Origin of the sequence: Amycolatopsis sp. CA-161197, from assembly GCF_050942255.1 — a bacterium.
Lineage (GTDB): Bacteria > Actinomycetota > Actinomycetes > Mycobacteriales > Pseudonocardiaceae > Amycolatopsis.
Genome location: NZ_CP192059.1, coordinates 8,502,472 through 8,523,194 on the forward strand (window position 1 = coordinate 8,502,472; position 20,723 = coordinate 8,523,194).

Here is a 20,723-nt window from a genome sequence, read left to right on the forward strand (position 1 = left end):
CGGTGGAACTCAAGGGGAACTCAGGTGGGACTCAGGGGAGGGAAATCCCGTGGACGACACCGTTCTGGTCGCCGACCACGAGCGTGCGGCCGTCGATCACCGGCCGGCCGAACGTGTAGACGAGGCTCTGCTGCAGCCAGCCCAGCCGGGCGCCGTCGGAGAGCCGCACGCCGATCACCTTGCCGTCGACGGTCAGCACCCACGCCGTGCCGTCGCTGATCGCCACGCCCGCGTTGAACACGCGCAGAGCGAGATTGGTCGTCCACAACGGTTTCCCGGTGGCGAGGTCGACCAGCGTCAGCACACCCCACTCGGTGGTCAGCAGCACGCTGGAGCCGACGACCAGCGCGGGCGCGTACATCGCGCTACCGGCGACGGTCCAGCGCAGGGCAGCGGTGGCGCGGTCCAGCGCGATCGCGCTCGACACGGTGGCGAAGACGACCACGTCACCGCCGAGCGCCGCCACGGTGTCCCAGCCGCTGTACAGCGCGATGTGGTTCTCGACACCGGACACCATCTGGTAGGCCCACAGTTCCTTGCCCGTACGGGCGTCGTGCGCCCGCGCGTAACCGTCGGCCGCCGAGGTGTACACGCGCTCGCCATCGCTCGCGGCCTGCCCGGACGAGAATCCGCGCGCCGGCACGGACCAGCGGCGCCGGCCGTCGGTACCGACCGCGAACAGCGCCTGCCCCGCCGAGAACACGACCTGCTCGTGGCCGTCCACAGTGGAGACCAGCGGTGCGCTCAGGACCGGGGCGTTCGCGTCGAACGTCCACACCCGACGTCCACTGTGCACGTCCAGCGCGTACAGGTGGTGGTCGGCCGACGGGACGAAGGCCAGCGTGCCGTGGACTGCCGGGCGCCGGTAGACCGGGCCGAGCTGCGTGCGCCACGCCCGCTTCCCGCCGCGGCGCAACGCCATCACCTCACCGGCCGAAGAAGCGGCGAGCACCAAGCCGTCCGCAGCGAGGGTCACGCCGCCCTGCACCGAACCCGGAAGCTGCTCCTGCCACCGGTCGACGGGGTCGCCGGCCACCGCGGGCACGGCGAACAGCGCGACCTGCTCCCACCAGCTGCCGTCGGCCGCGTTCACGCGCACCTGAAGGCGCTGCCGGCCCGGAGCCAGCGCCGAGACGTCGACGCTGCCGGTCCAGCGGTCCCCCGAACCCGTGAGCGGCAACCACGCGCCAGGGCTCGTGCCGCCGAACACGGCCTGCGGATACGGCTGCACGCCGACCTGCTGCGTGGCCGACGCCCGCACCTCGACCGGCAGCGAGCCACCGGAAACCTTGCCCACGTGGACGTATCGCGGCCGCTGCTCGCGCCCCTGCCCGCCCCCGGTCAGCGGCACGGTCGCGAACGGCGCCTCGGTGTCGGTCCCGTCCGCGGCCACAGTGACCCGCTTGACGTCCAGCACCGCGGTGCCGTCGGCGGCCGTCGTCTTCTCGGCCCAGTAGTAGAACGGGCCGTTGCGCACGGCGTTCAGCGTCACCTGGGTGAGGCCGTTGAAGCGGGTGACGTCCTCGCGGTGGACGTGACCGGCGATGACCCCGCGCAGGTTGTGCTCCGCCAGCACGTCGAGCACCGCCGGCTGGTCGTCGACGTAGTAGAACTGGTTGCCGAACGGGAAGTGCTGGAACAGCACCACGGGCGTGTCCCGGTGCACGCGGCGCAGGTCGCGCTCGAGCCAGTCGAGGCCGGCGGGCCCGTAGTGCCCGGGCTCCTGCAGCACCTGCGTCGGGTCGAAACCGACGAAGTGGACGCCGCCGGCGTCGAACGAGTACGGCGTCGGCCCGAAGTGGCTGTGGAACTCCTCCTTGGCCGACGGGTCCCACCGCGTCTCGTGGTTGCCCGGCGAGTAGTGGATCTTGCCGCGCAGCGCGGCGGGCAGCACCTTGCCGTACTGCTCGTACTCGTCGGGCAGGCCGGTGTCGGTGATGTCGCCGCAGTGCAGCACGAGGTCCGGGTCGCGGCGCGCGATCGATGCGTACACCTGGGTCAGCCACGTGGTCGACTGCGGGCTCGTGGTGTTCACGTGCGTGTCGGAAACTGCGGCGAACTTCAGGCGGCTTCCGGGCCGGCCCGGCGTGGCGTCCGCCGGTGCGGCGCCGAGCAGCGTGGCCAGCGCCGGGGCCGCCACCGCCCCCGCGGCAAGCCCGAAGAACGCCCTTCGGTGCAGTCCGTCGTGGCGGCAGGGCTCGTCGACCATCAGGTTCCTCCATTCGTGAAGCTGAACCTGCCAACCTTCACCCGATTGGGTAACGCCGAACTGACGCACCGCCGTGGGGAGGCTGAACGACGGACCAAGCTCTGCCGGGCCGTGCGGCGTTACGTGAGACTGATCGCGTTTTTCGCGCGGTCCACCGACTCCTCGGCCGCCGGACCGCCGGGGTTCTCGGTCGCCAGCGCCTGGTTCGCGGCGACGAACGGGCGCAACCGGCTCTCGTAGGCGGCGAACGCGGCGGTGTGGTCGTCGTGGCGGGCGAGCTCGTCGGCGAGCACGTACGCGCCGACGAGGGCGAGGCTGGTGCCCTGGCCCGAGAGCGGCGACGCGCAGTAGCCCGCGTCCCCGAGCAGCGTCACGCGCCCGGCGCTCCAGGAGTCGAGGTGGATCTGTTGCATGGCGTCGAAGTAGAAGTGGGGCGCACCGGCCATTTCGGACAGCAGGCGCGGCATCTCCCAGCCCGTGCCCGCCAGCTTCTTCGCCACGATTTCCTTCTGTGCCACGACATCGCGGTAGTCGTACGACAGCGGCGCGGACGCGAACCCGAGCGTCACCCGCAGCTCGGTGTTGTCGTGCACCGGGTACACGGCGCCGCCGGTTTCGCCGTCGCGGAACCAGACCTGCCAGTTGTCCAGACCGAGGAGGTTGGGCGCCGGGAAGATCGCCAGGTACTGCCCGAGGTGCTGCGCGAACCGCTCCTCCGGGCCGAACGCCAGCCGCCGGACGGCGGAGTGCAGGCCATCGGCACCGACGACGAGGTCGAACGTGCGGAAGCCACCCCGCTCGAACTCCACCCGGACGCCGTGTTCGTCCTGCTGCAAGGCGGTGACGGAATCGTCGAAGACGTACTCGACGTCGGCCGCGGTTGCCTTGTACAGCAGGGAAACCAGGTCGTCGCGGACCAGTTCCACGTCGGGGCTGTCCAGGCGGCCGCTGCTGTAGGTCTGCTCCTCCGACCGGAACAGCTCGGCGCCGGAACCGTCCACCACGGACATTCCGCGCATCCGCGTCCGCACCGCGCGCACCTGCTCGCCGAGCCCCATCCGGTCGACCACGTCGAGCGCCACCCCGCGCACGTCGACCGCCTGGCCGCCCTCCCGCAGGCCGGGCGAGCGCTCGACGACGGTCACCGAGAACCCGGCCCGGCGGAGCCAGTAGGCCAGCGTCGGGCCGCCGATACCGGCGCCGGAGACGAGGACGTTACGCATGGTTTCCTCCAGGTGTTCGTCGTATCCTTACGGACCACACACTGGCTTCGGCCAGCGAACCATGCCAAAACTGACCTAGTACAGATGGTCAGCTGTACTGGTACAGATCGGAGCCGAGGGATGGCCGAGCAGCGTTACCTGGAGATCGCCGCGGAGCTGCGCCGCCGGATCGCCGACGGGGAGCTCGTGCCGGGTGCGAAGGTGCCCTCGACGCGCCGGATCGCCGTCGAATGGGGCGTCGCGACGGCCACCGCGGCCAAGGCGCTCGCCACACTCGGCCAGGAAGGGCTGGTGCGGGCCGAACCGCGGTCCGGCACTGTCGTCGCGGGCCGGAAAGCCGAGCCGAGGGCGCGCCCGCGGCCACCGGGCCTGTCGCGCGAGCGGATCGTGCGGACGGCCATCACGATCGCCGACGAAGAGGGCCTCGCCGCGTTGTCCATGCGGGGAGTGGCGGCGCGGCTGGGCGTGGCGGCGATGGCGCCGTACCGCTACGTCGGCGGCCGCGACGAGCTGGTACTGCTCATGGCCGACGCGGCCTTCGGCGAACGCGGCTACCCCGCGCGGCCGTCGGGCGACTGGCGGACGCGGCTCGAACTGACCGGTCGCACCCTGTGGTCGCTGTACCGGCGGCACCCGTGGCTCGCGCAGCTGTCGCCGATCACGCGCCCGCTGCCGCTGGCCAACCTGGCCACGCACGCGGAGCAGGCGCTGTCGGCGCTCGACGGCTTCGGTCTGTCCGCCAAGCAGCTGTGCGACCTGCACGTGCTGTTCTTCAGCTACATCCAGGGCGTGGCCGTCCATCTCGAACGCGAGCGGCACGCGGCCGGCACGTCGGGGCTGACCGAGGACGAATGGCTGGCCACGCAGGCGCCCGGCCACACGGCGATCATGGCCGGCGGGCGCCATCCCGTCTTCACGCGGATGCTCACGACGCTGGAAGAGGACGGTTACGACCTGGATCTCGACGAGCTTTTCGAGCTCGGGCTGCGCTCGCTGCTCGACGGCGTCTCGCTGCGGCTGGCGTGGGAAAACGCGCCCACCTCGGGGTAGGTGGGCGCGTTTTCCCGGACCGAGGCGTCAGTCCGCGATCTGGAGCACCACGCGGATGTTGGCCTTCGGCATGTGCTGGTAGGCCTCCTCGGCCTTCTCCAGGGGGAACACCTCGTACACGGGCCGGATGCCACGCAGCACGGCGAAGTTCAGCGTGTCCTCGCTGTCGCGGGCCACGCCGCTGTACCAGCCGGAGAGGTTCAGCCGGTAGTCCGCCAGCGTGTGGCCGGTGACCTGGATCGGGTTCTGGCCTTCGAGCACGATCACCTGGCCGTTGGGGCGGATGCCGTTGATCAGCTCGGACTGCATCTCGGCGCGGTCGACCGTGCCGAGGATCACCGAGGCGCCGCCCATCTTCTTCAGGGACTCGCCGACGCTGCCTTCGTTGCTGTCGATGTACTCGTCCGCGCCGAGATTGCGGGCCAGCTCCTCCTTGGCGCGGCCGCGGTTGATCGCGACGGTGCGGAAGCCCATCTTGTTGGCGAACTGCACGGCGAGGTGGCCGACGCCGCCCACACCCTGCACGGCGACGAGATCACCGGGGCCGGCCTTGGCGTGGCGCAGCGCATTGAAGGCGGTGATGCCGGCACACATCAGCGGCGAGGCCTCGGCGAACGTCAGGGCTTCGGGAATCCGGGCGACCGCGTCCTCGGGAGCGACCATGTACTCGGCATAACCGCCGTCGAAGGACGTGCCCGTGATCGTGCGGCTGTCGCAGTTGACGAAGTCACCGCGGCGGCAGTACTCACACGTGAAGTCGACCCCGCCGGACCAGCCCACCCCGACCTTGTCGCCGACCTTCCACAGGGTCACGGCGTCGCCGACCGCGTCGACGACACCCGCGATCTCGTGCCCGGGCACGCGCGGCAACTTGGTGCCGAACAGCGCCATGCGGGGGATGATCTCACCGCCGCACACGCCGCACGTGTGCACCTTCACCCGCACCTGGTTGGGCTTCGGCTCGGGGACCGGCAGTTCGACCTGCACGAACGGGCCACCCGGTTGCTGAACCTGAGCCGCGCGCATTGTCCCTGTCATTTTCCCACAATTCCTTTCGGTGGTCAGTGCATTCCGCCGTCGCAGACGAGCTGCTGTCCGGTGATCAACGCGGCTTCGTCTCCGGCGAGAAATGCCGTCACACCCGCGACGTCTTCCGTGGTGCCCAATCGCCCGATCGGGACCATTTCGATCAAACTGCGCTTGTATTCGTCGTTGGCCGGGTCGGTGAAAATCCCGGCGCCGTCGATCGGGCCGGGCACCACCGTGTTCACGGTGACGCGGCGCGGGCCGAGCTCCATCGCGAGCACCTTCACCAGGTATCCGGTGGCGACCTTGCTGGTGCCGTAGAGGCCGACGCCCAGCTGCGGAACCGTGGTGGTGTTCGAGGAGATGGTGATGATGCGGCCACCGTCGGCGATGCGGCGGGCGGCCTCGCGCAGCACGAAGTACGGGCCCTTGGTGTTCACCCGGAAGAGGAGATCGAAGTCTTCTTCCGTGACGTCCGTGACGGGGATGTTGACCTTTTCCATTCCCGCGTTGGCCACGACGATGTCGATCTTGCCGAACTCGGCCACGGCCGCGTCGTACAGGTCGACGATGCCGTCCACCTGAGACACATCGGCCGCGTGCACCAGCGCCTTCACACCGTGCGCTTCGGCCGCCTTTTTCACCTCTTCCGCGGCGGTTGCGTCGCGGGAGTAGTTGATGACCACGTCGGCGCCCTGCTCCGCCAGCCGGAGCACGATGGCCCTGCCCAGGCCTTTCGACGATCCCGTGACGAGGGCCACTTTACCGCTCAGACTCATAGGTGCTCCCCTGTGTCAATACAGCTATGGTCCGGCCGGGATGCGGGAAAGGGAAACACCGGATCCTTGTGGTTGCCACAACGAACCGTTGTGGCGAGGATCGGGCGGTGGACCTGAATCTGCGCCTGCTCAAAGCCCTCGAAGCCGTGGCCGACGAGGGCAGCATGACCCGCGCGGCCGGGCGGCTCATGATGACTCAGCAGGCGGTCAGCGGGCAGATCCGGCAGCTCGAGCGCGTGGCCGGCACCCCGCTCGTCCGGCGCCGGTCCTCCGGCGTCGAGCTCACCGCGGCGGGGCAAGTGTTCCTGAAGCAGGGGCGCGAACTGCTCAGCGCGTGCTCGGCGATGGTCTCGGAGGCGCGGCTCGTCGGTTCGGGCCTGTCCGGGCGGCTGCGGATCGCGTTCAAGGCGCAGAGCACCGCACACTTCCTGCCCGACGTCGAGTCGTCGCTGCGCCGCGTCGCGCCCGACGTGCAGGTCGACGCCCTCGCCGTCCACACGCTGCCCGACGAGCTCGACGCGCTGGCCGCGGGCACCGCCGACGCCGCGTTCCTGTGGCTCCCCATCGGCGACGACCGCCGGTTCGTCACGCACTGGCTGCTCGACGAGCCGCGCTGGGTCGCGCTGCCGCCCGGGCACCCGCTGGCCACGCGGACGTCGCTGAAGGTGGCGGATCTGGTGTGCGAACCGATCGTCGGACCGCGCGACGGGATGCCCGAGGCGGTGGTGAAGTTCTGGTTCATCGACCCGCGGCCGGACGGCACCCGCGCGGTCTACGGGCCGCAGGGCCGCACGCCGGAGGAGTGCCTGCACCACGTGGCGGCCGGGCGCGGCTCGTGGATCGCACCGGCGTCGACTGCCGCGTACTTCCCGTACCCGCGGCTGGTGTGGCTGCCTCTGGAGGACGCGGCGCCGTTGGGGCTGGCGCTGATCTGGCTGCGGGAGAACTCGAACCCACTGCTGGACCTGCTGTTGGAGGAGAGCAAGCGGGTGACGCGGCCGACGCCGGCGTGAGTGCGGACCGCGGGTCCTTTTCGGACTGTGAGGCCGGGTCGGCCGTCGCCGTGGAGGTGCCGGTGTCGGTTGACGGCGGTGATCAGCCGCTGGTGGTCCTTTGGCTCGGTGGTTCTCCGGGATTTCGCTACGTCGGCGATGAGGTCGCCGCGACCGCTTCGTGATCACACTGGATTGTCGGGGGCGACCTCTATGCTGTGTGTGTCCGGTTGATGACGGAGGGGGATCGGGCGTGGTTGAGTCACCGGCGCCGCAGGGGCGCGTGCTGGCTTTCGTGCTCGCGGGTGTTGCCGGTGTGTGCGAAGTGCTGCTGGTGTGGAACGAGATCGCGGAGCTGAGCCGGCACTTCAATCTGGACCCCGGGCCGTACTTCCACCTGGTGATCGCTTTGCTCGGCCTCGGCGTGCTCCTGGGCGCGGCGCTACTGGCCGCGCGCCGGCCACGGGTGGCGCGCGTGTTGATGCTGGGCGCGGTCGTGCAGGTGGTCCTCGCGGTACCCGGCTCGATGCGGATCCTGGGGATCCGGCGGGCAAGCGCTTTCGACGACGTGTTCCTGCCGGCCGGGTTGGCCGCGGTGATCGCGGTGCTGCTGTGGGTGCCCGCCGTGGCGGTGACTCTGCCGGAGGTCATGCCACGCTTCGCCGGCGGGCCGGGCTGGCAGCCGGGGTACGGCGGCGGTCCGGCAGGTTGGCCGGGCGCGGGGATGCCGGGGGCGGTTCCTGGCCAGCAGTGGCAAGGGGTTCCGGGGCAGCCGATGGCCGGGCCGGTTGTTGGGCAACAGTGGCAAGGGGTTCCCGGGCAGGCGATGGCCGGGCCGGTTCCTGGGCAACAGTGGCCGGGCGCCGCTGGTGCCGGGTATGCGTGGCCGAGCGCGGTCCCGGGACAGATTCCCGGAGCCGCAATGCCGGGCTCCGCTCCTGGACAGCAATGGCCCGGCCCCGGCGATGCGGGGCAAGCGTGGCCGGGCAGCGCGATACCGGGGCAGGTCCCTGAAGGCGCAGTGCCGGGCTCCGTTCCAGGACAGCAATGGCCCGGCGCCGGTGGAGGTGGGCAAGCCTGGCCGGGCGGCGCAATGCCGGCCGGGCCGGCATCACAGGGGTTGGTGCCACCCGGTCCGGAGTGGTCCGGCTCGGCGCAGCCAGGACCGCAGGTGCCGGGGTCCGGGGCGCCAGGGGCACCGCAGCAACAGTACCCGCCGCCCGGGCCGTATCCCCCGGCGTCGCGCTGAGCGACGTCCGGGCGGGGGCGGAAAAACCGGGGTTCGCCGGGCGGGGTGAGGCCTTAAGGTTCCAGGCATGGGTCAGGTGTTGCCGGTCGAGTTCAGTGACGGCGAGGTGCGCGAGATCGAGCGGCAGGCGGCCGCCGAGGGGCGGAGCCTGCAGGAGTACGTGCGGGAGACGCTGATGGCCGCCGTGACGTCGCGCGCACAGCAGCGTGCGACGGTGCTCGACCACGTGCTGGACGCGAGCGCGGGCCTCAACGAGCGGCTGGCGCGATGACCGAGTACCTGACGATCCACGACCTGATGGTCGTCGCGCGGCGGGTGGTCCGCGGCGAGCTCGCGGTGCGCGACACGGGCATCCTGGCGGCCGCCGCAGCGCGTCCGCGCACGTCGGTCTTCGGCGAGGACGCCTACCCCGGCGTCTGGGAGAAGGCGGCCGCCCTCATGGAGTCGCTCGGCCGCGGCCACCCCCTCATCGACGGCAACAAACGCCTCGCCTGGACCGCCACCTGGTTCTTCCTCGGTCTTAACGACAAACCCCTCCGCACGCCCCTCGACGAGGACGCCGCCGAACCCTTCGTCCACGACGTCGTCCAGGGCCACCTCGACCTGCCCCGCATCGCGTCCCGCCTGGCCGACTTCGCCTAGCCGCCCGGCAACGTCTCACCGACGTCGCCCATCAGCTCGAAGGCAGGAACTCCACCGAGAGAGACCGAACCTCTCGTGGCCGGACGCAACCTGCCGTGGGCCCGGGCGAAGTCTCACCGAGCGCCGGCCTCCCACTGTGCCGTCTGCGCGTCGACCAAAGCCGTCAAGTTGCCCAACGTCAGGGAGAAGTCGTCGACGTGGAGGCCGAGGCCGCCGCTGGACGGGGGGCCGACCAGGGCGTCGCCGCCGGTGAGCTGGAGCCAGGAGGCGGTGCCGCCGGGGACGGGGCGGAAGGTGCAGGCGCCGGTGAACTCGCCGGGGTAGCGGGCGAAGCCGGTGGGGAACGTCGGCAGAGAGGTGCCGAGGAGGACGGCGGTGAGGTGGCCGTTGGGGAGAAGAGCGTTGCCCTGCACCAAAGTCCGGGTCGGGAGCCGGGTGTCGAGTGGGGTGGTCGCGTCGGGAGCGGTGCCGGCGAGCAGGGCGGCGGGGTTGGTGCAGAGGATGCGGTGGCCGGGCGTCGAGGAGAGGCCGAAGGTGGAGCCGGGCGGCGGGACCGTTCCCGCGGGTTGCTTGTACGACGAGTAACCGGCCACGCAGCCGACCGGCACCGGCACGGCAGCCGACGCGCGCGAGCACACCGGCAGGTGCTGGAAAGCCGCGTCCGGGTCGGAGCCGCCGCCGGAGGGGCGGTCGGTGGGGACCTGGACGTTGCCGCCGAGAAGCAGCGCGCTCACCAACGAAGGCTGTACGTCGGGGTGGCCGTCCACGCGGTCGCGCAGGAGCGAGGCCGCGTCGGCGGCTCCCTGCGAGTGGCCGATCACGACCACCCCGCGGCGACGGTGCGTGACGGGGTCGATGTTGTAGTCGCGCCAGTACGTGTCCCACGCCTGTTCGACGTCTTCGAGGCCCAGCGCGTAGTCGGGGGCCGTGCCGGTGAGCACGCCGACGATGTGCGCGGCCAGCGGGGCCTGCCGGTACTCGGGCACGAACATGCGGCAGTAGCTGAGCAGCGGACCCACCTGGGCGTAGGTGACGGCGGCCGCGGCGTTGTCCGGGCCGGGTGGCAGCGAGCCGATCTGCAGCGCCGGGTTCGAGAGCAAGTCGACGGTCGGGTAGACGTAAAAACAGTCCACCGGAGGGGCCGCCGGCGGCTCGAACGGTTCCACCACACTCGCGCCGGACTCCACCCGAGTGGTGTCGAACGTCACCCGGCCGGGCGACGCGGGGTAGCCGGCCGTGAAGCTGCCGCCGGGCGTCGCGATCTGCGGGTCACCCGCCAGGTTCTGGTTGCACGGGTTCGCGGCCATCCCCGGCAGGCACACCCACACCGGGTGGTCGAGCGGCGCCGTGCCCGGCGGTGGTGCGGCGGTGGCCGGGACGGCGGCCGCGAGGCCGAACACGGTCGTGAGTGCCAGCAGGATCACGCTTTTCCGCACGCTCGAACGCTCCTTCACCGGGTGGACGGGTCCCCCGTAGGCTGGCAGGAGCGAAGCCGATCCGGGAGGTGAGTCGTGCCGTCACTCAATCCGCTGCGCCTGCTGCGCAAGTGGACGGACTGGTTCGAAAACCGCGGCGTGTACATCCCGGGCGAGGAGAGCCGCGCGGTCGACCCGGTGCGTGACTTCGGGTGGCTCATGGTCGCGTGGGGCGCCGGCGTGGCGATCTTCATCCTCTTGTTCGCCTTCGCCGTTTAAGTGGCACATCGGTGACGACTGTCACCCGGAGTGCCCTTTCGGTCACGGATCGGCCACGGCTGTACACCAGGTCCGCGTCTTCGTGCGCGCGCACGTGCACATGCAGGGACAGTGGAGCGGGTCGACTTCGGTCACTACGCCGAACGGCCCGAGACCCCGCCCCGACTGGAGTAAACCGAGATGGCGCCCGCGCGCACCCCCCAGCTGTTGCTCTCCGCCTGTTTGCTGATGGCGGTGGCGGCCTGCGGGGTCGACGCGCAGGAAGGCACGGCGGCGCTCGGCGGTGGCGGCGCCCCCGCGAAGGCCGCGGCCGCGCAGACTCCGCGTGACCTGCAGTTCGGCGCGGAACACCGGTTCGCCAGCGGCCTCACGATCTCGGTGTCCGCCCCGCAGTCGTTCCAGCCCAGCCCCGCGGCGTACCCGCGCAGCTCGCGCGCGGCGTCGTTCGGCATCGAGATCACCAACAACGGCGCGGATTCCTACCGCTTGTCCGGCCTCACGGTCGTCGCCATGATCGACGGACGCCCGACCAAACAGGTCGTCGACGCCACCCAGGGCCTCGGCGGCATCACCGACGCGGGCAAAGACCTGCAGCAGGGCCGCTCGGCGCAGCTGACGCTCGCGTTCGCCGTGCCCGACCGCACCACGCAGCTCACGGTGCAGCTGCGACCCAGCGCGAGCGAGCCCGCCGTGGCCACGTACTGCGGCGCCGTCTGATCACCAACCCGGCCAAAAGCCGCCTGGCTCCCACGTGGCACGTAACCGTTGCCACGAGGCCATTCGGCCGTGGCTGTGGTCGGATTGGCAACGATCGGCACAGTACGCTGCGTTCATGACCGAGCAGCGACTCTCCCCCGGCGACGCCGCCCCCGACTTCACCCTGCCCGACAGCACGGGCAAGAGCGTCTCCCTCAGTGACTTCCGCGGCCAGTCCGTCGTCGTGTACTTCTACCCGAACGCCGGCACGCCCGGCTGCACCAAGCAGGCCTGCGACTTCCGCGACAGCCTCGCCCAGCTCAACAACGCCGGCTACCAGGTCCTCGGCATCTCCCCGGACAAGCCGGCGAAACTCGCGAAGTTCGTCGAGAACGAGCAGCTGACCTTCCCCCTGCTCTCCGACGAGGACAAGCACGTCCTCACCGCGTGGGGCGCCTTCGGTGAGAAGAAGAACTACGGCCGCGTCTACCAGGGCGTCATCCGCTCCACCTTCATCGTCGACGCGGACGGCAAGATCGCGCACGCCTTCTACAACGTCCGCGCGACCGGTCACGTCGCGAAGCTGATCCGAGACCTCGGCATCGCTGCCTGAGCTGCCTGACGCGCACCAGCCGCCCGGGCGAGGGGTTCACTCTGGCGGGCCGGCCGCGGGGAAGCGCAGCGTGAACGTCGACCCCTCACCCAGCGTGCTCTCCACAGAGACCGTCCCGCCGTGGGCTGCCGCCAGGTTGCGGACGATGGCGAGCCCCAGGCCGCTGCCGCCGCTCGCGCCGCGGGTGCGGGCCTTGTCGGCGCGCCAGAAGCGGTCGAAGACGTGCGGCAGGTCGTCGGCGGCGATGCCGATGCCGGTGTCGGCGACGGAAAACACGACGTCCGCGTCGACGCGGGCAGCGCTGACCGTGACAGTGCCGCCGCGAGGGGTGTGGCGGACGGCGTTGGACACAAAGTTGTCGATGGCCTGCCGCAGGCGCACCGGGTCCGCCGTGACGGCCGGGTCGGCCATCGGCTGCACGACCAGCCGGACGCCCGCCGCGTCGGCGCGGGCGGTGTGGGCCGCGGCGAGCTGGGTGAGCAGGGAGTTGGCGTCGATGGGCTCGGGGTGCACGCGCAGGGCTCCGGCGTCGGCGAGGGCGAGGTCCTGCAGGTCGTCGACGATGTGCTGCAGGTGCAGCGCCTCTTCGAGCAGCGACGCGACGAGCTCGTCGTCGAGGCGGCTCACGCCGTCCTGCGTGGCCTCCAGCCAGCCGCGGATGTTGGACAGCGGCGTGCGCAGCTCGTGCGCGATGTCGCTGACCATGGCCTTGCGCGCGGTCTCCAGCTTCTCGCGCGCCTCCGACATGTCGTTGAAGGCCCGCGCCAGCCGCGCGATCTCGTCCTTGCCCTTCACCTTCACGCGCGCACCGGCCTGGCCCGCCTCCATGCGCTGGGCCGCGCCCGTGAGCGCGTGCAGCGGCCGGATGAGCCGGATCGACGCCAGCCCGGTGGCCACGACCGTGAGCACGAGGATCGCGCCCGCCACCTCGGCCAAGCGCACCTGGTTGTCCGCCGACAGCGTGAATCCACTCGGCGGCTGGTCACTGCCCTTTTCGGTGATGTAGAGCCACGCCGCGGGCGCGACGTAGGGCGTCAGCTGCTCGCGACGCGCGGAGGTCACGCAGTTCTGTGTGACGGTGTCCGTCGCGCCGGTCTCGGGCCCGATGAACGTCCACGACAGCGACAGTTGCGCCGCCGGCGCGCTCTGGTCGCTGCGGCCGAGGCAGGCGTTCACGAGATCCGACAGCTTGTCGAGCGCCGCCTGCTCGGTGTCGGTGGGCTGCTCCAGGGTCGCGCCGTTGCACCGCGACAGCGCGAACGGGTCCTGGGCCACCACGCGCGGGTGCCCAGCGGGCGATCTCTCGATGCTGCCGAGGCTCCCGCGCTCCTGCACACACCGGAGCACCCGCTGTGCGATGGCCGAAAGATCCGTTTTTTCGTTCTGCGGCAAGGTATACGGGCCCACCGCCTCGGGATCGATCCGGTCCGGGGTGGACTGCACGCCCAGCCCTGGGTCGACCGACAACGGGTCGATCACCACCGACGGCTGCGGCGGCAACCGGCCCGGATCGGCGTCGGAGCTCGCGATCACCTGGCCCTTGGGCGTCGCCAGCACCACGCGCCGGCCGGTGACTTCCGCGTAGCTGCGCACGACCTTGCCGACGCCGTCCCAGTTCGGGTGCGTGGCCGCGTAGCCGAGCAGGCCCTGGTAGATGGTGCCGTCGTCGGCGAAGACCTGGCCCTGCTCCTGACGGATCGCTCCCGTCGTGGTGCGCGCGGCCAGCCACGCCGTGGCCGCGATCGCGCACACCGCGACCAGCGCCGACACCGCGATCAGCCGGACGAGCAGGCTACGCCGCATCAGGCGGTCCCGCCGTGAGCTTGTAGCCGACGCCGTACACGGTCAGCAGCCGCTTGGGCTTGCGCGGCGCCGCCTCGATCTTCTTGCGCAGGTTCATCACGTGGACGTCGATCGCGCGCTGGGTGATGTAGCGGTCGAAGCCGTGCAGGTGCTCCAGCAGCTGCCCGCGCGTGAAGACCTGGTCCGGGTGCGCGGCCATCACCTCGAGCAGCCGGAACTCGCCGGGCGTGGTCTCGACCAGCTGCCCCGACACCGCCACCTCGTGCCGGCCGACGTCCACCGTCAGCGCGCCGACGCACAGCGGACCACCCGAGGGTACGACGCTTTTGGTGCGGCGCAACAAAGTCCGCACGCGGGCCATCAGTTCGCGCGGGCTGTACGGCTTGGTGATGTAGTCGTCCGCCCCGAGATCCAGGCCACGCAGCAGATCGTCCTCTGTGGACCGTGCGGTCAGCATCAGCACGGGCACGTCGGACTCCGCGCGCAGGATCCGGCACACTTCGAGCCCGTCCATGCCGGGCAGCATGACGTCGAGCACGAGCAGGTCCGGCGGGCGGCGGCGGACGAGGTCGAGCGTCTCGCGGCCGTCGGGCACGACCACCACCGAGTGGCGTTCCCGCTCGAGGTAGCGGCGGACGAGCTCCGCTTGCTTCGGGTCGTCCTCCGCGAGCACGATGTCTGCGCACATGCTGCGAGCATAAGGATCTCCGCCGGCGCGGGCGACCCAGCGCCGCGGGAACACCGGATCTGCACCGCTTCCTGACGGCTTCCTGACAATTCGCCGCGATAGTGGCCTCCGGACCCGCCGGCTCAGTCCACTTCGGACGCGCCGGGTGAGCGAAAGCGGAGAAGCGATGATGGAGGCCGTCAGTGGCCGGTAAGTCCCGGCGGCGCGCGATCGCCGTCTCAGCCTCGGCCGCCGTGGGGGTGCTGCTCGGCGTCGCCGCGTACGTGGCCATCGACCACGGCCGCGGCACGGCGGAAGCCGCGGCTCCCCCGCCGGCCGTGACCACCGTGGCGGTGGCCAAGACCGATCTGTCGAACACGCGGACGTTCACCGGCACCCTTGGCTTCGGCACGCCGGAGCCGCTCAAGGGCGCGGGTGCCGGCGTGGTCACGCAGCTGCCGGACGTCGGCACCGTGGCCCAGCGCGGGAAGCCGCTGTACTCCGTGAACGGCGTGGGTGTGCCGGTGTTCTTCGGCGACACCCCGCTGTTCCGCAAGCTCGACAACCCCGACTTGACCGGCCCCGACGTCGCCACGGTGGCCGACAACCTCGCCCGCCTCGGCTACTCCGTCGGCGCTCGCGCGAAGGACCCGCAGAAGGCGAAGTTCACGTTCGCCGACGCGTTGAAGAAGTGGGAGAAGAAAGCCGGCCTGCCGGACACGGGCACGCTCGACGTCGGCCAGGTCGTGGTGCTGCCCGGCGAGGCGCGCGTGAACAGCGTGACGGCCCAGCTCGGCGATCCCGCCGCGGGCCCGCTGCTCACCACGACGCCGACGACCAAGGTCGTGGTCGCGCCCGTCGACGCGGCGGAGGTCGGCTCGGTCAAGACCGGCATGGCCGTGACGATGGTGCGCCCCGACGGCAAGAAGATCCCGGCGAAGGTGTCCTCGGTCAGCACCGCCGTGACCGGTGGCGACGCGTCGGGCGGCGACCCGACCCAGGGGCCGCCGAAGATCAACGTGACCGTGGTGCCCGTGAACGCGTCCGACGTCGCCGACCTCGACTCGGCTTCGGTGCAGGTCGAGGTGGCCACGGAGACCCACGCCGGGGTGCTGGCCGTTCCGCTCGGCGCGCTGGTCGCGTTGCGCGAAGGCGGGTACGCCGTGCAGCTGCAGGGCGGGAAGCTCGTGCCGGTGAAGACGGGCATGTTCGCCCGCGACCAGGTGGAGATCAGCGGCCCGGGCATCACCGAGGGCCTGCGGGTGGTGACGACCTCGTGACGCCGGTGCTGGCCCTGCGCGGGGTGAGCAAGCACTACCCCGGGGGCGTGAAGGCGCTCGACGACGTGTCGCTCGCCGTCGCCGAGGGTGAGCTGCTGGCGATCGTGGGACCGTCCGGTTCGGGCAAGTCGACGCTGCTGAACATCGTCGGCACGCTCGACCTGCCGACTTCCGGCACCGTCGAGCTCGGCGGCCAGGACGTGACGCAGCTGAGCGACCGGCGGCTGTCCGCGCTGCGCGGGCGGTGGCTCGGGTTCGTGTTCCAGCAGTTCCACCTCACCGACGGCCTCAGCGCGGCGGAGAACGTGGCCACCGGCCTGCTGTACGCGGGGGTGCCGCGCAGGCAACGTCGCCCGCTGGCTTTGGAGGCGCTCGGGCGGGTCGGGCTCGCGCACCGCGTGGACCACCGGCCGCACGAGCTCTCCGGTGGTGAACGCCAGCGGGTCGCCATCGCGCGGGCCGTGGTGAACGACCCCGCGCTCGTGCTCGCCGACGAGCCGACGGGCGCGCTCGACACCGCCAACGGCCGCGCCGTGCTGGAGCTGCTCCACGGCCTCAACGCCGAAGGAACGACCATCGCGATCATCACGCACGACCGCGACATCGCGGCGAGCCTGCCGCGGCGCATCGAGTTCCGTGACGGCCGGATCGTGCAGGACCTCGTGGTGAGTGCCGCGTGAGCACCGCACTCGACACCCGCCCGGTCCGCCTGGGCCTGCGCGACGTCCTGCGGCTCGGCCTGCTCGGCATCAGCACCCGGCGGCTGCGCGCGACCCTGTCGGCGCTCGGGATTTCACTCGGCATCGCCACGATGATCGTGGTCACCGGCATTCCCGCCTCCAGTCAGGCCGCGTTGCTGGACAAGCTGACGGCGCTGGGCACGAACATGCTGCGCGCCGAACCGCAGCCGAACCAGACGCCGCCGGTGCTGCTGCCGGAGTCGTCCGTCGGCAGCGTCGCCCGGATCGGCCCGGTGACGACGGCGGCGGCCGTCGCGAACACGCACCAGACCGTGCGGCGCTCCGATCTGACCGACCCGCTGGACGGCTCGGGTCTCGCCGTGTTGGCGAGCAGCCCGGACCTGCTGTCCGCGCTCAACGGCACCGTGCAGAGCGGCAAGTTCCTCGACGCAGCAACGCAAAACCTGCCCGCGGTCGTGCTCGGCTACGTCGCGGCTTCGCGGCTCGGAATCCCCGCGGTGACGCCCGGGCGGCCCGCGCCGATCGTGATGATCGGCAAGCAGTGGTACACCGTGACGGGGGTGCTGGCGCCGATGCCGCTCGCACCGGACATCGAGCGTGCGGTGCTCGTGGGCTGGGGCTCGGCGAAGCAGTTCCTCGGCTTCGACGGTCACCCGACGGTGATCTACGTGAAGGCCCGCGAGGACGCGATTCCCGACGTACGCGCGGTTTTGCCCGCGACGTTGTACCCGCAGCTGCCAGGGCTGGTGTCGGTGAGCCGGCCGTCGGATGCGTTGGCGGCGAAGCAGGCGAGCCAGACGACGTTCTCCGCGTTGTTCCTCGGGCTGGCGGGTGTCGCGCTGCTGGTCGGTGGGTTCGGGGTGGCCAACACGATGTTCATCTCGGTGCTGGAACGCCGCCGCGAAATCGGCCTGCGCCGCGCGTTGGGGGCGACGCGGGGGCAGATCCGCGGGCAGTTCCTCACGGAGGCCGTGGCGCTGTCGGGTCTCGGCGGTTTGGCGGGGACGGTGCTGGGGATCGTCGTGACGCTGCTTTACACGACGTACCAAGGGTGGCCGCCGGTCATCCCGCCGCTGTCCGTGGCCGGCGGCGTGGCGGGCGCGCTGGTGGTGGGGGCGCTGGCGGGGATCCACCCGTCGATCCGCGCGTCGCGGCTCACGCCGACGCAGGCGCTGGCAACGACATGAGGGGGCTTCGAATGTCCAAAGTGGTCTGGCTCGCGGGGTTGGTGCTGGTGCTGGCGGCGTGTTCGTCGCCGGCTGATCCCAGCCCTCAGGTCGCTTCGCTGGGTACGCCTTCGGTTTCGGCGCCCTCCTCGGCGCCTGCTTCGACGGACGCCGACGGCGGCCGCCCCCGCCACCGCGTCGACGAGTCGCCGGAGGACTCCCAGCGGCTCATCGAACCGTGGCGCACCTGCATGAAGGACCACGACGCGGACGTCGACCAGCAGCCCCACAGCATCGCGGGCGCCGAACAGTGGTCCAAGGACCACCAGGCCGCCGGCGACGCGTGCCGGTCCAAGCTGCCCCTGCTGCCGTGGGGCGAGGACCCGGCGAACCCGGCGTACAAGGACAACCTGCACCGCTGGGTCTCTTGCATGACGTCGCAAGGCATGCACGTCGCCGAAGACCCGGACGACGACGAGTCCCCGTGGCACTACACGAGCAACAACCAGCCGCCGAACTCGGACAAGATCGAGCAGGGGTGCGAAGTCCAGGTGATGGGCCCGAGCGACAAGTAGCCGCCCCCGCCCCCATGCGGCGTTGGTTGCGTTCGACGCACCCCATGCGGCGTTCGGTGCGCTCAGTGCACCGAACGCCAGATGGGGGTGCCGGGGACCGAGCCGTGTCAGGCGTTGGCGAGGTCGCGCAGGGCCGGGAGGAGCGCGCGCAAGGCGCGGCCGCGGTGGGAAGCCGCGTCCTTTTCGGACGGTTCCAGCTCCGCGGACGAGCGCGTCTCGCCGTCGGGCACGAAGATCGGGTCGTAGCCGAAGCCGTGGGTGCCGCGGCGTTCGCGGAGCAGCGTGCCGCGCCATTCGCCGCGGACGATGGTTTCCTCGCCGGACGGGAGAACGAGGGCGGCGGCGCAGACGAAGGCCGCGCCGCGGCGGTCGTCGGGGGTGTCGGTGAGCTGGGCGAGCACCAGGTCGAGGTTGGCGTCGTCGTCGCCGTGGCGACCGGACCAGCGGGCGGACAGGATGCCGGGCATGCCGTTCAGCGCGTCGACCGCCAGGCCGGAGTCGTCGGCGACGGCGGGCAAACCCGTGGCCGCCACGGCGTCGCGGGCCTTGGCGACGGCGTTGCCCTCGAAGTCCGGCGCGGTTTCCGGTGCTTCGGGGAACTCGTCGACGTCGGCGAGGCCCAGCACCTCGATGCCGGCGATACCCTCGGCCTCGAGGATGCGGCGCAGCTCGCCGAGCTTCTTCTGGTTGCGCGTGGCCAGCAGCAGCTTTGTCACTTGGCGCCCTTCTTCTTGTCCGGGCGCGGCTGCGGCAGCTCACCCGGGTACGGCAGCGCCAGTGCCTCGTTCTGCAGCTGCGTGAGCGTCGCGCAGCCGGCGAGCGCCAGGTCGAGCATGGTGTCCAAAGTGGACCGCGCGAACGTGGCGCCCTCGCCCGTGCCCTGCACCTCGATGAGTGTGCCGGCGTCGGTGGCGACCACGTTCATGTCGACCTCCGCGCGCGAGTCCTCCTCGTACGGCAGGTCCAGGCGTACGCGCCCGTCGACCACGCCGACGCTCACCGCGGCGACCGAGGACGACAGCGGCTGCGGGTCGTTGAGCCGGTTGGCCGCGCCGAGCCACGTGATGGCGTCGCGCAGGGCGACGTAGCCGCCGGTGACCGCGGCGGTGCGGGTGCCGCCGTCGGCCTGGATCACGTCGCAGTCGATCACGATCGTGTTCTCGCCCAGCGCCGCGAGGTCGATGCACGCGCGCAGCGACCGGCCGATCAGCCGGGAGATCTCGTGGGTGCGGCCGCCGATGCGGCCCTTCACGGCTTCGCGGTCGCCGCGGGTGTTGGTGGCCGACGGGAGCATCGCGTACTCGGCCGTGACCCACCCGAGCCCGGAGCCCGCCCGCCAGCGCGGCACACCCTCGGTGACGCTGGCCGCGCACAGCACGCGCGTGTTGCCGAACTCGATGAGCACCGAACCGGCAGGCCACTTCTGGAACCCGCGGGTGATCTTGATGTCGCGGAGCTGGTCGTCGTTCCTGCCATCTTTCCTCGTCACGCCTGAGAAGATACTGCGTGGCCTGCCACTCAGTTGAGGGCGGTGGAGGGGAGGAAGGCGGAGTTTAAGGCCTCGCCCCGACAGTCCGCCGCTCAGATCTCGTAGACGGCGCCCTGCGTCACGAGCTCACTGTCCGGGAACACCGCCGCGGCCTCCGCGAGCACCGCGCGGCTGTCGGTCCACGGCGCGATGTGGGTGAGCAGCAGCCGCCCGACGTCGGCGTCCTTCGCCAGCTCACCGGCCTGTTTTCCGGACAGGTGCACGCCGTCGGGCCGGTCGGCCGCGTCCGTCCACGAGGCCTCCGACAGGAGCACGTCGACGCCGTCGGCCAGCTCGCCCAGTGCGGGGCACGGGCCGGTGTCGCCGGTGTAGGCGAGGAGGGCGCCGCCGTAGGAGATCCGCAGGCCGAACGCCGGCGTCGGGTGCCGCACCACGGCGGCCGTCACGTCGAACGGCCCGATCCGCACGGTTTCCTCACGCAGCGTGTGGAAGGCGTAGACGTCGGACAGGTCCACGGCTGCGCGCTCGTCGGCGTCGGCGGCGTACGCGTGGGCCAGCCGCGTCGGCGCGTCGGCCGGGGCGTAGAGCGGCAGCTGCCGCGGCCGGGCCGGGTACGGCGGCGCCGGGTGGTAGCGGCGCAGCACCGTGAGCGAGTTGACGTCGGCGCAGTGGTCCGAGTGCAGGTGCGACAACACGAGCGCGTCGAGGTCGAACGGGTCGCACACCGTCTGGAGCTGGGCGAACGCGCCGTTGCCGAGCTCGAGGCCCAGCCGGAACCCCTCCGCCTCCAGCAGGTACCCGGACGCGGCGGAGTTCGGCCCGGGGACGCTGCCCGAGCACCCGAGGATCGTCAGTCGCACCCCATCACC

22 protein-coding genes are annotated in these 20,723 nt (G+C 71.4%); 12 read left to right on the plus strand and 10 right to left on the minus strand.

The features are described from left to right. Positions 1 to 31: 31 nt before the first annotated feature. Together ACQPXB_RS40105 and ACQPXB_RS40110 are read right to left on the minus strand one after the other, a co-directional pair. Complete coding sequence (locus ACQPXB_RS40105) at positions 32 to 2,209, minus strand: PQQ-binding-like beta-propeller repeat protein (protein WP_432846983.1); 2,178 nt, start codon at positions 2,207 to 2,209, stop codon at positions 32 to 34. Between the two features lie 119 nt (positions 2,210 to 2,328). Beyond that, positions 2,329 to 3,432, minus strand: a complete 1,104-nt coding sequence (locus ACQPXB_RS40110; protein ID WP_432846985.1) for an FAD-dependent monooxygenase — start codon at positions 3,430 to 3,432, stop codon at positions 2,329 to 2,331. Between the two features lie 120 nt (positions 3,433 to 3,552). On the opposite strand from ACQPXB_RS40110, the gene ACQPXB_RS40115 reads away from it, so the two are divergent. Next, positions 3,553 to 4,482 carry a TetR/AcrR family transcriptional regulator C-terminal domain-containing protein gene (locus ACQPXB_RS40115; protein ID WP_432846987.1) on the plus strand — a complete coding sequence of 310 codons (930 nt, stop codon included), beginning with the start codon at positions 3,553 to 3,555 and terminating at the stop codon, positions 4,480 to 4,482. Positions 4,483 to 4,509: 27 nt separating this feature from the next. Here the strand turns inward: ACQPXB_RS40115 and ACQPXB_RS40120 are convergent, their stop codons facing one another. Beyond that, complete coding sequence (locus ACQPXB_RS40120; protein ID WP_432846988.1) at positions 4,510 to 5,520, minus strand: alcohol dehydrogenase catalytic domain-containing protein; 1,011 nt, start codon at positions 5,518 to 5,520, stop codon at positions 4,510 to 4,512. Positions 5,521 to 5,543: 23 nt separating this feature from the next. After that, a complete protein-coding gene (locus tag ACQPXB_RS40125) occupies positions 5,544 to 6,287 on the minus strand; it encodes an SDR family NAD(P)-dependent oxidoreductase (RefSeq protein ID WP_366588180.1) in 744 nt (247 codons plus the stop codon). Positions 6,288 to 6,394: 107 nt separating this feature from the next. Here ACQPXB_RS40125 and ACQPXB_RS40130 point away from each other — a divergent pair, with 107 nt between their 5' ends. From ACQPXB_RS40130 to ACQPXB_RS40145, 4 genes are all read left to right on the plus strand, one after another. Then, the gene (locus ACQPXB_RS40130; protein ID WP_432846990.1) at positions 6,395 to 7,300 is read left to right on the plus strand and encodes a LysR family transcriptional regulator; all 906 of its coding nucleotides are present in this window, start codon (positions 6,395 to 6,397) and stop codon (positions 7,298 to 7,300) included. Between the two features lie 232 nt (positions 7,301 to 7,532). Beyond that, the gene (locus ACQPXB_RS40135; RefSeq protein WP_432846992.1) at positions 7,533 to 8,528 is read left to right on the plus strand and encodes a hypothetical protein; all 996 of its coding nucleotides are present in this window, start codon (positions 7,533 to 7,535) and stop codon (positions 8,526 to 8,528) included. Between the two features lie 67 nt (positions 8,529 to 8,595). Continuing rightward, positions 8,596 to 8,799 carry a hypothetical protein gene (locus tag ACQPXB_RS40140; protein WP_366588172.1) on the plus strand — a complete coding sequence of 68 codons (204 nt, stop codon included), beginning with the start codon at positions 8,596 to 8,598 and terminating at the stop codon, positions 8,797 to 8,799. After that, positions 8,796 to 9,170 (plus strand): type II toxin-antitoxin system death-on-curing family toxin, encoded by a 375-nt coding sequence (locus ACQPXB_RS40145; protein ID WP_432846993.1) that lies wholly within the window; start codon positions 8,796 to 8,798, stop codon positions 9,168 to 9,170. Before ACQPXB_RS40140 ends, ACQPXB_RS40145 begins: the two co-directional genes overlap by 4 nt. Positions 9,171 to 9,283: 113 nt before the next feature. Here the strand turns inward: ACQPXB_RS40145 and ACQPXB_RS40150 are convergent, their stop codons facing one another. Further along, positions 9,284 to 10,606: a DUF3089 domain-containing protein gene (locus ACQPXB_RS40150; RefSeq protein ID WP_432846995.1), complete on the minus strand. Its 1,323-nt coding sequence runs from the start codon at positions 10,604 to 10,606 to the stop codon at positions 9,284 to 9,286. A 75-nt stretch (positions 10,607 to 10,681) separates the two neighbouring features. Between ACQPXB_RS40150 and ACQPXB_RS40155 the strand changes: the two genes are divergently transcribed. The 3 genes from ACQPXB_RS40155 to bcp all read left to right on the plus strand — a co-directional run bounded on the left by ACQPXB_RS40155 (position 10,682) and on the right by bcp (position 12,173). Beyond that, a complete protein-coding gene (locus ACQPXB_RS40155; protein ID WP_285972913.1) occupies positions 10,682 to 10,864 on the plus strand; it encodes a hypothetical protein in 183 nt (60 codons plus the stop codon). Positions 10,865 to 11,044: 180 nt separating this feature from the next. After that, positions 11,045 to 11,581: a hypothetical protein gene (locus ACQPXB_RS40160; protein WP_432846997.1), complete on the plus strand. Its 537-nt coding sequence runs from the start codon at positions 11,045 to 11,047 to the stop codon at positions 11,579 to 11,581. A 115-nt stretch (positions 11,582 to 11,696) separates the two neighbouring features. Beyond that, positions 11,697 to 12,173 (plus strand): thioredoxin-dependent thiol peroxidase, encoded by a 477-nt coding sequence (gene bcp / locus ACQPXB_RS40165; RefSeq protein ID WP_432846999.1) that lies wholly within the window; start codon positions 11,697 to 11,699, stop codon positions 12,171 to 12,173. A gap of 36 nt (positions 12,174 to 12,209) precedes the next feature. Here the strand turns inward: bcp and ACQPXB_RS40170 are convergent, their stop codons facing one another. Next, the gene (locus ACQPXB_RS40170; protein ID WP_432847001.1) at positions 12,210 to 13,976 is read right to left on the minus strand and encodes a sensor histidine kinase; all 1,767 of its coding nucleotides are present in this window, start codon (positions 13,974 to 13,976) and stop codon (positions 12,210 to 12,212) included. Continuing rightward, entirely contained in the window at positions 13,966 to 14,664 is a 699-nt protein-coding gene (locus ACQPXB_RS40175) for a response regulator transcription factor (protein WP_386946950.1), read from the minus strand. Before ACQPXB_RS40175 ends, ACQPXB_RS40170 begins: the two co-directional genes overlap by 11 nt. A 182-nt stretch (positions 14,665 to 14,846) precedes the next feature. On the opposite strand from ACQPXB_RS40175, the gene ACQPXB_RS40180 reads away from it, so the two are divergent. The 4 genes from ACQPXB_RS40180 to ACQPXB_RS40195 are packed head-to-tail and all read left to right on the plus strand — an operon-like array spanning position 14,847 to position 18,365. Further along, a complete protein-coding gene (locus ACQPXB_RS40180; protein ID WP_432847003.1) occupies positions 14,847 to 15,923 on the plus strand; it encodes a peptidoglycan-binding protein in 1,077 nt (358 codons plus the stop codon). Continuing rightward, entirely contained in the window at positions 15,920 to 16,603 is a 684-nt protein-coding gene (locus ACQPXB_RS40185; RefSeq protein ID WP_366588150.1) for an ABC transporter ATP-binding protein, read from the plus strand. The genes ACQPXB_RS40180 and ACQPXB_RS40185 overlap by 4 nt, the downstream gene beginning before the upstream one ends. Then, the gene (locus ACQPXB_RS40190; RefSeq protein ID WP_432847005.1) at positions 16,600 to 17,811 is read left to right on the plus strand and encodes an ABC transporter permease; all 1,212 of its coding nucleotides are present in this window, start codon (positions 16,600 to 16,602) and stop codon (positions 17,809 to 17,811) included. Before ACQPXB_RS40185 ends, ACQPXB_RS40190 begins: the two co-directional genes overlap by 4 nt. Before the next feature lie 11 nt (positions 17,812 to 17,822). Then, positions 17,823 to 18,365, plus strand: a complete 543-nt coding sequence (locus ACQPXB_RS40195; RefSeq protein WP_432847006.1) for a hypothetical protein — start codon at positions 17,823 to 17,825, stop codon at positions 18,363 to 18,365. A 107-nt stretch (positions 18,366 to 18,472) separates the two neighbouring features. On the opposite strand, the gene rdgB is transcribed toward ACQPXB_RS40195, so the two are convergent. The 3 genes from rdgB to ACQPXB_RS40210 all read right to left on the minus strand — a co-directional run bounded on the left by rdgB (position 18,473) and on the right by ACQPXB_RS40210 (position 20,714). After that, positions 18,473 to 19,081, minus strand: a complete 609-nt coding sequence (gene rdgB, locus ACQPXB_RS40200; protein ID WP_386946944.1) for an RdgB/HAM1 family non-canonical purine NTP pyrophosphatase — start codon at positions 19,079 to 19,081, stop codon at positions 18,473 to 18,475. After that, a complete protein-coding gene (rph, locus tag ACQPXB_RS40205) occupies positions 19,078 to 19,854 on the minus strand; it encodes a ribonuclease PH (protein WP_285972903.1) in 777 nt (258 codons plus the stop codon). Before rph ends, rdgB begins: the two co-directional genes overlap by 4 nt. A 92-nt stretch (positions 19,855 to 19,946) precedes the next feature. After that, entirely contained in the window at positions 19,947 to 20,714 is a 768-nt protein-coding gene (locus ACQPXB_RS40210) for an MBL fold metallo-hydrolase (protein WP_386946942.1), read from the minus strand. Positions 20,715 to 20,723 lie beyond the last annotated feature (9 nt).

What these genes read in the sequence shown, in the direction of transcription:
- ACQPXB_RS40105 (WP_432846983.1), bottom strand. Translation starts at nt 2,209, where the DNA reads ATGGTCGACGAGCCCTGCCGCCACGACGGACTGCACCGAAGGGCGTTC.
- ACQPXB_RS40110 (WP_432846985.1), bottom strand. Translation starts at nt 3,432, where the DNA reads ATGCGTAACGTCCTCGTCTCCGGCGCCGGTATCGGCGGCCCGACGCTG.
- ACQPXB_RS40115 (WP_432846987.1), top strand. Translation starts at nt 3,553, where the DNA reads ATGGCCGAGCAGCGTTACCTGGAGATCGCCGCGGAGCTGCGCCGCCGG.
- ACQPXB_RS40120 (WP_432846988.1), bottom strand. Translation starts at nt 5,520, where the DNA reads ATGACAGGGACAATGCGCGCGGCTCAGGTTCAGCAACCGGGTGGCCCG.
- ACQPXB_RS40125 (WP_366588180.1), bottom strand. Translation starts at nt 6,287, where the DNA reads ATGAGTCTGAGCGGTAAAGTGGCCCTCGTCACGGGATCGTCGAAAGGC.
- ACQPXB_RS40140 (WP_366588172.1), top strand. Translation starts at nt 8,596, where the DNA reads ATGGGTCAGGTGTTGCCGGTCGAGTTCAGTGACGGCGAGGTGCGCGAG.
- ACQPXB_RS40145 (WP_432846993.1), top strand. Translation starts at nt 8,796, where the DNA reads ATGACCGAGTACCTGACGATCCACGACCTGATGGTCGTCGCGCGGCGG.
- ACQPXB_RS40160 (WP_432846997.1), top strand. Translation starts at nt 11,045, where the DNA reads ATGGCGCCCGCGCGCACCCCCCAGCTGTTGCTCTCCGCCTGTTTGCTG.
- bcp (WP_432846999.1), top strand. Translation starts at nt 11,697, where the DNA reads ATGACCGAGCAGCGACTCTCCCCCGGCGACGCCGCCCCCGACTTCACC.
- ACQPXB_RS40170 (WP_432847001.1), bottom strand. Translation starts at nt 13,976, where the DNA reads ATGCGGCGTAGCCTGCTCGTCCGGCTGATCGCGGTGTCGGCGCTGGTC.
- ACQPXB_RS40175 (WP_386946950.1), bottom strand. Translation starts at nt 14,664, where the DNA reads ATGTGCGCAGACATCGTGCTCGCGGAGGACGACCCGAAGCAAGCGGAG.
- ACQPXB_RS40195 (WP_432847006.1), top strand. Translation starts at nt 17,823, where the DNA reads ATGTCCAAAGTGGTCTGGCTCGCGGGGTTGGTGCTGGTGCTGGCGGCG.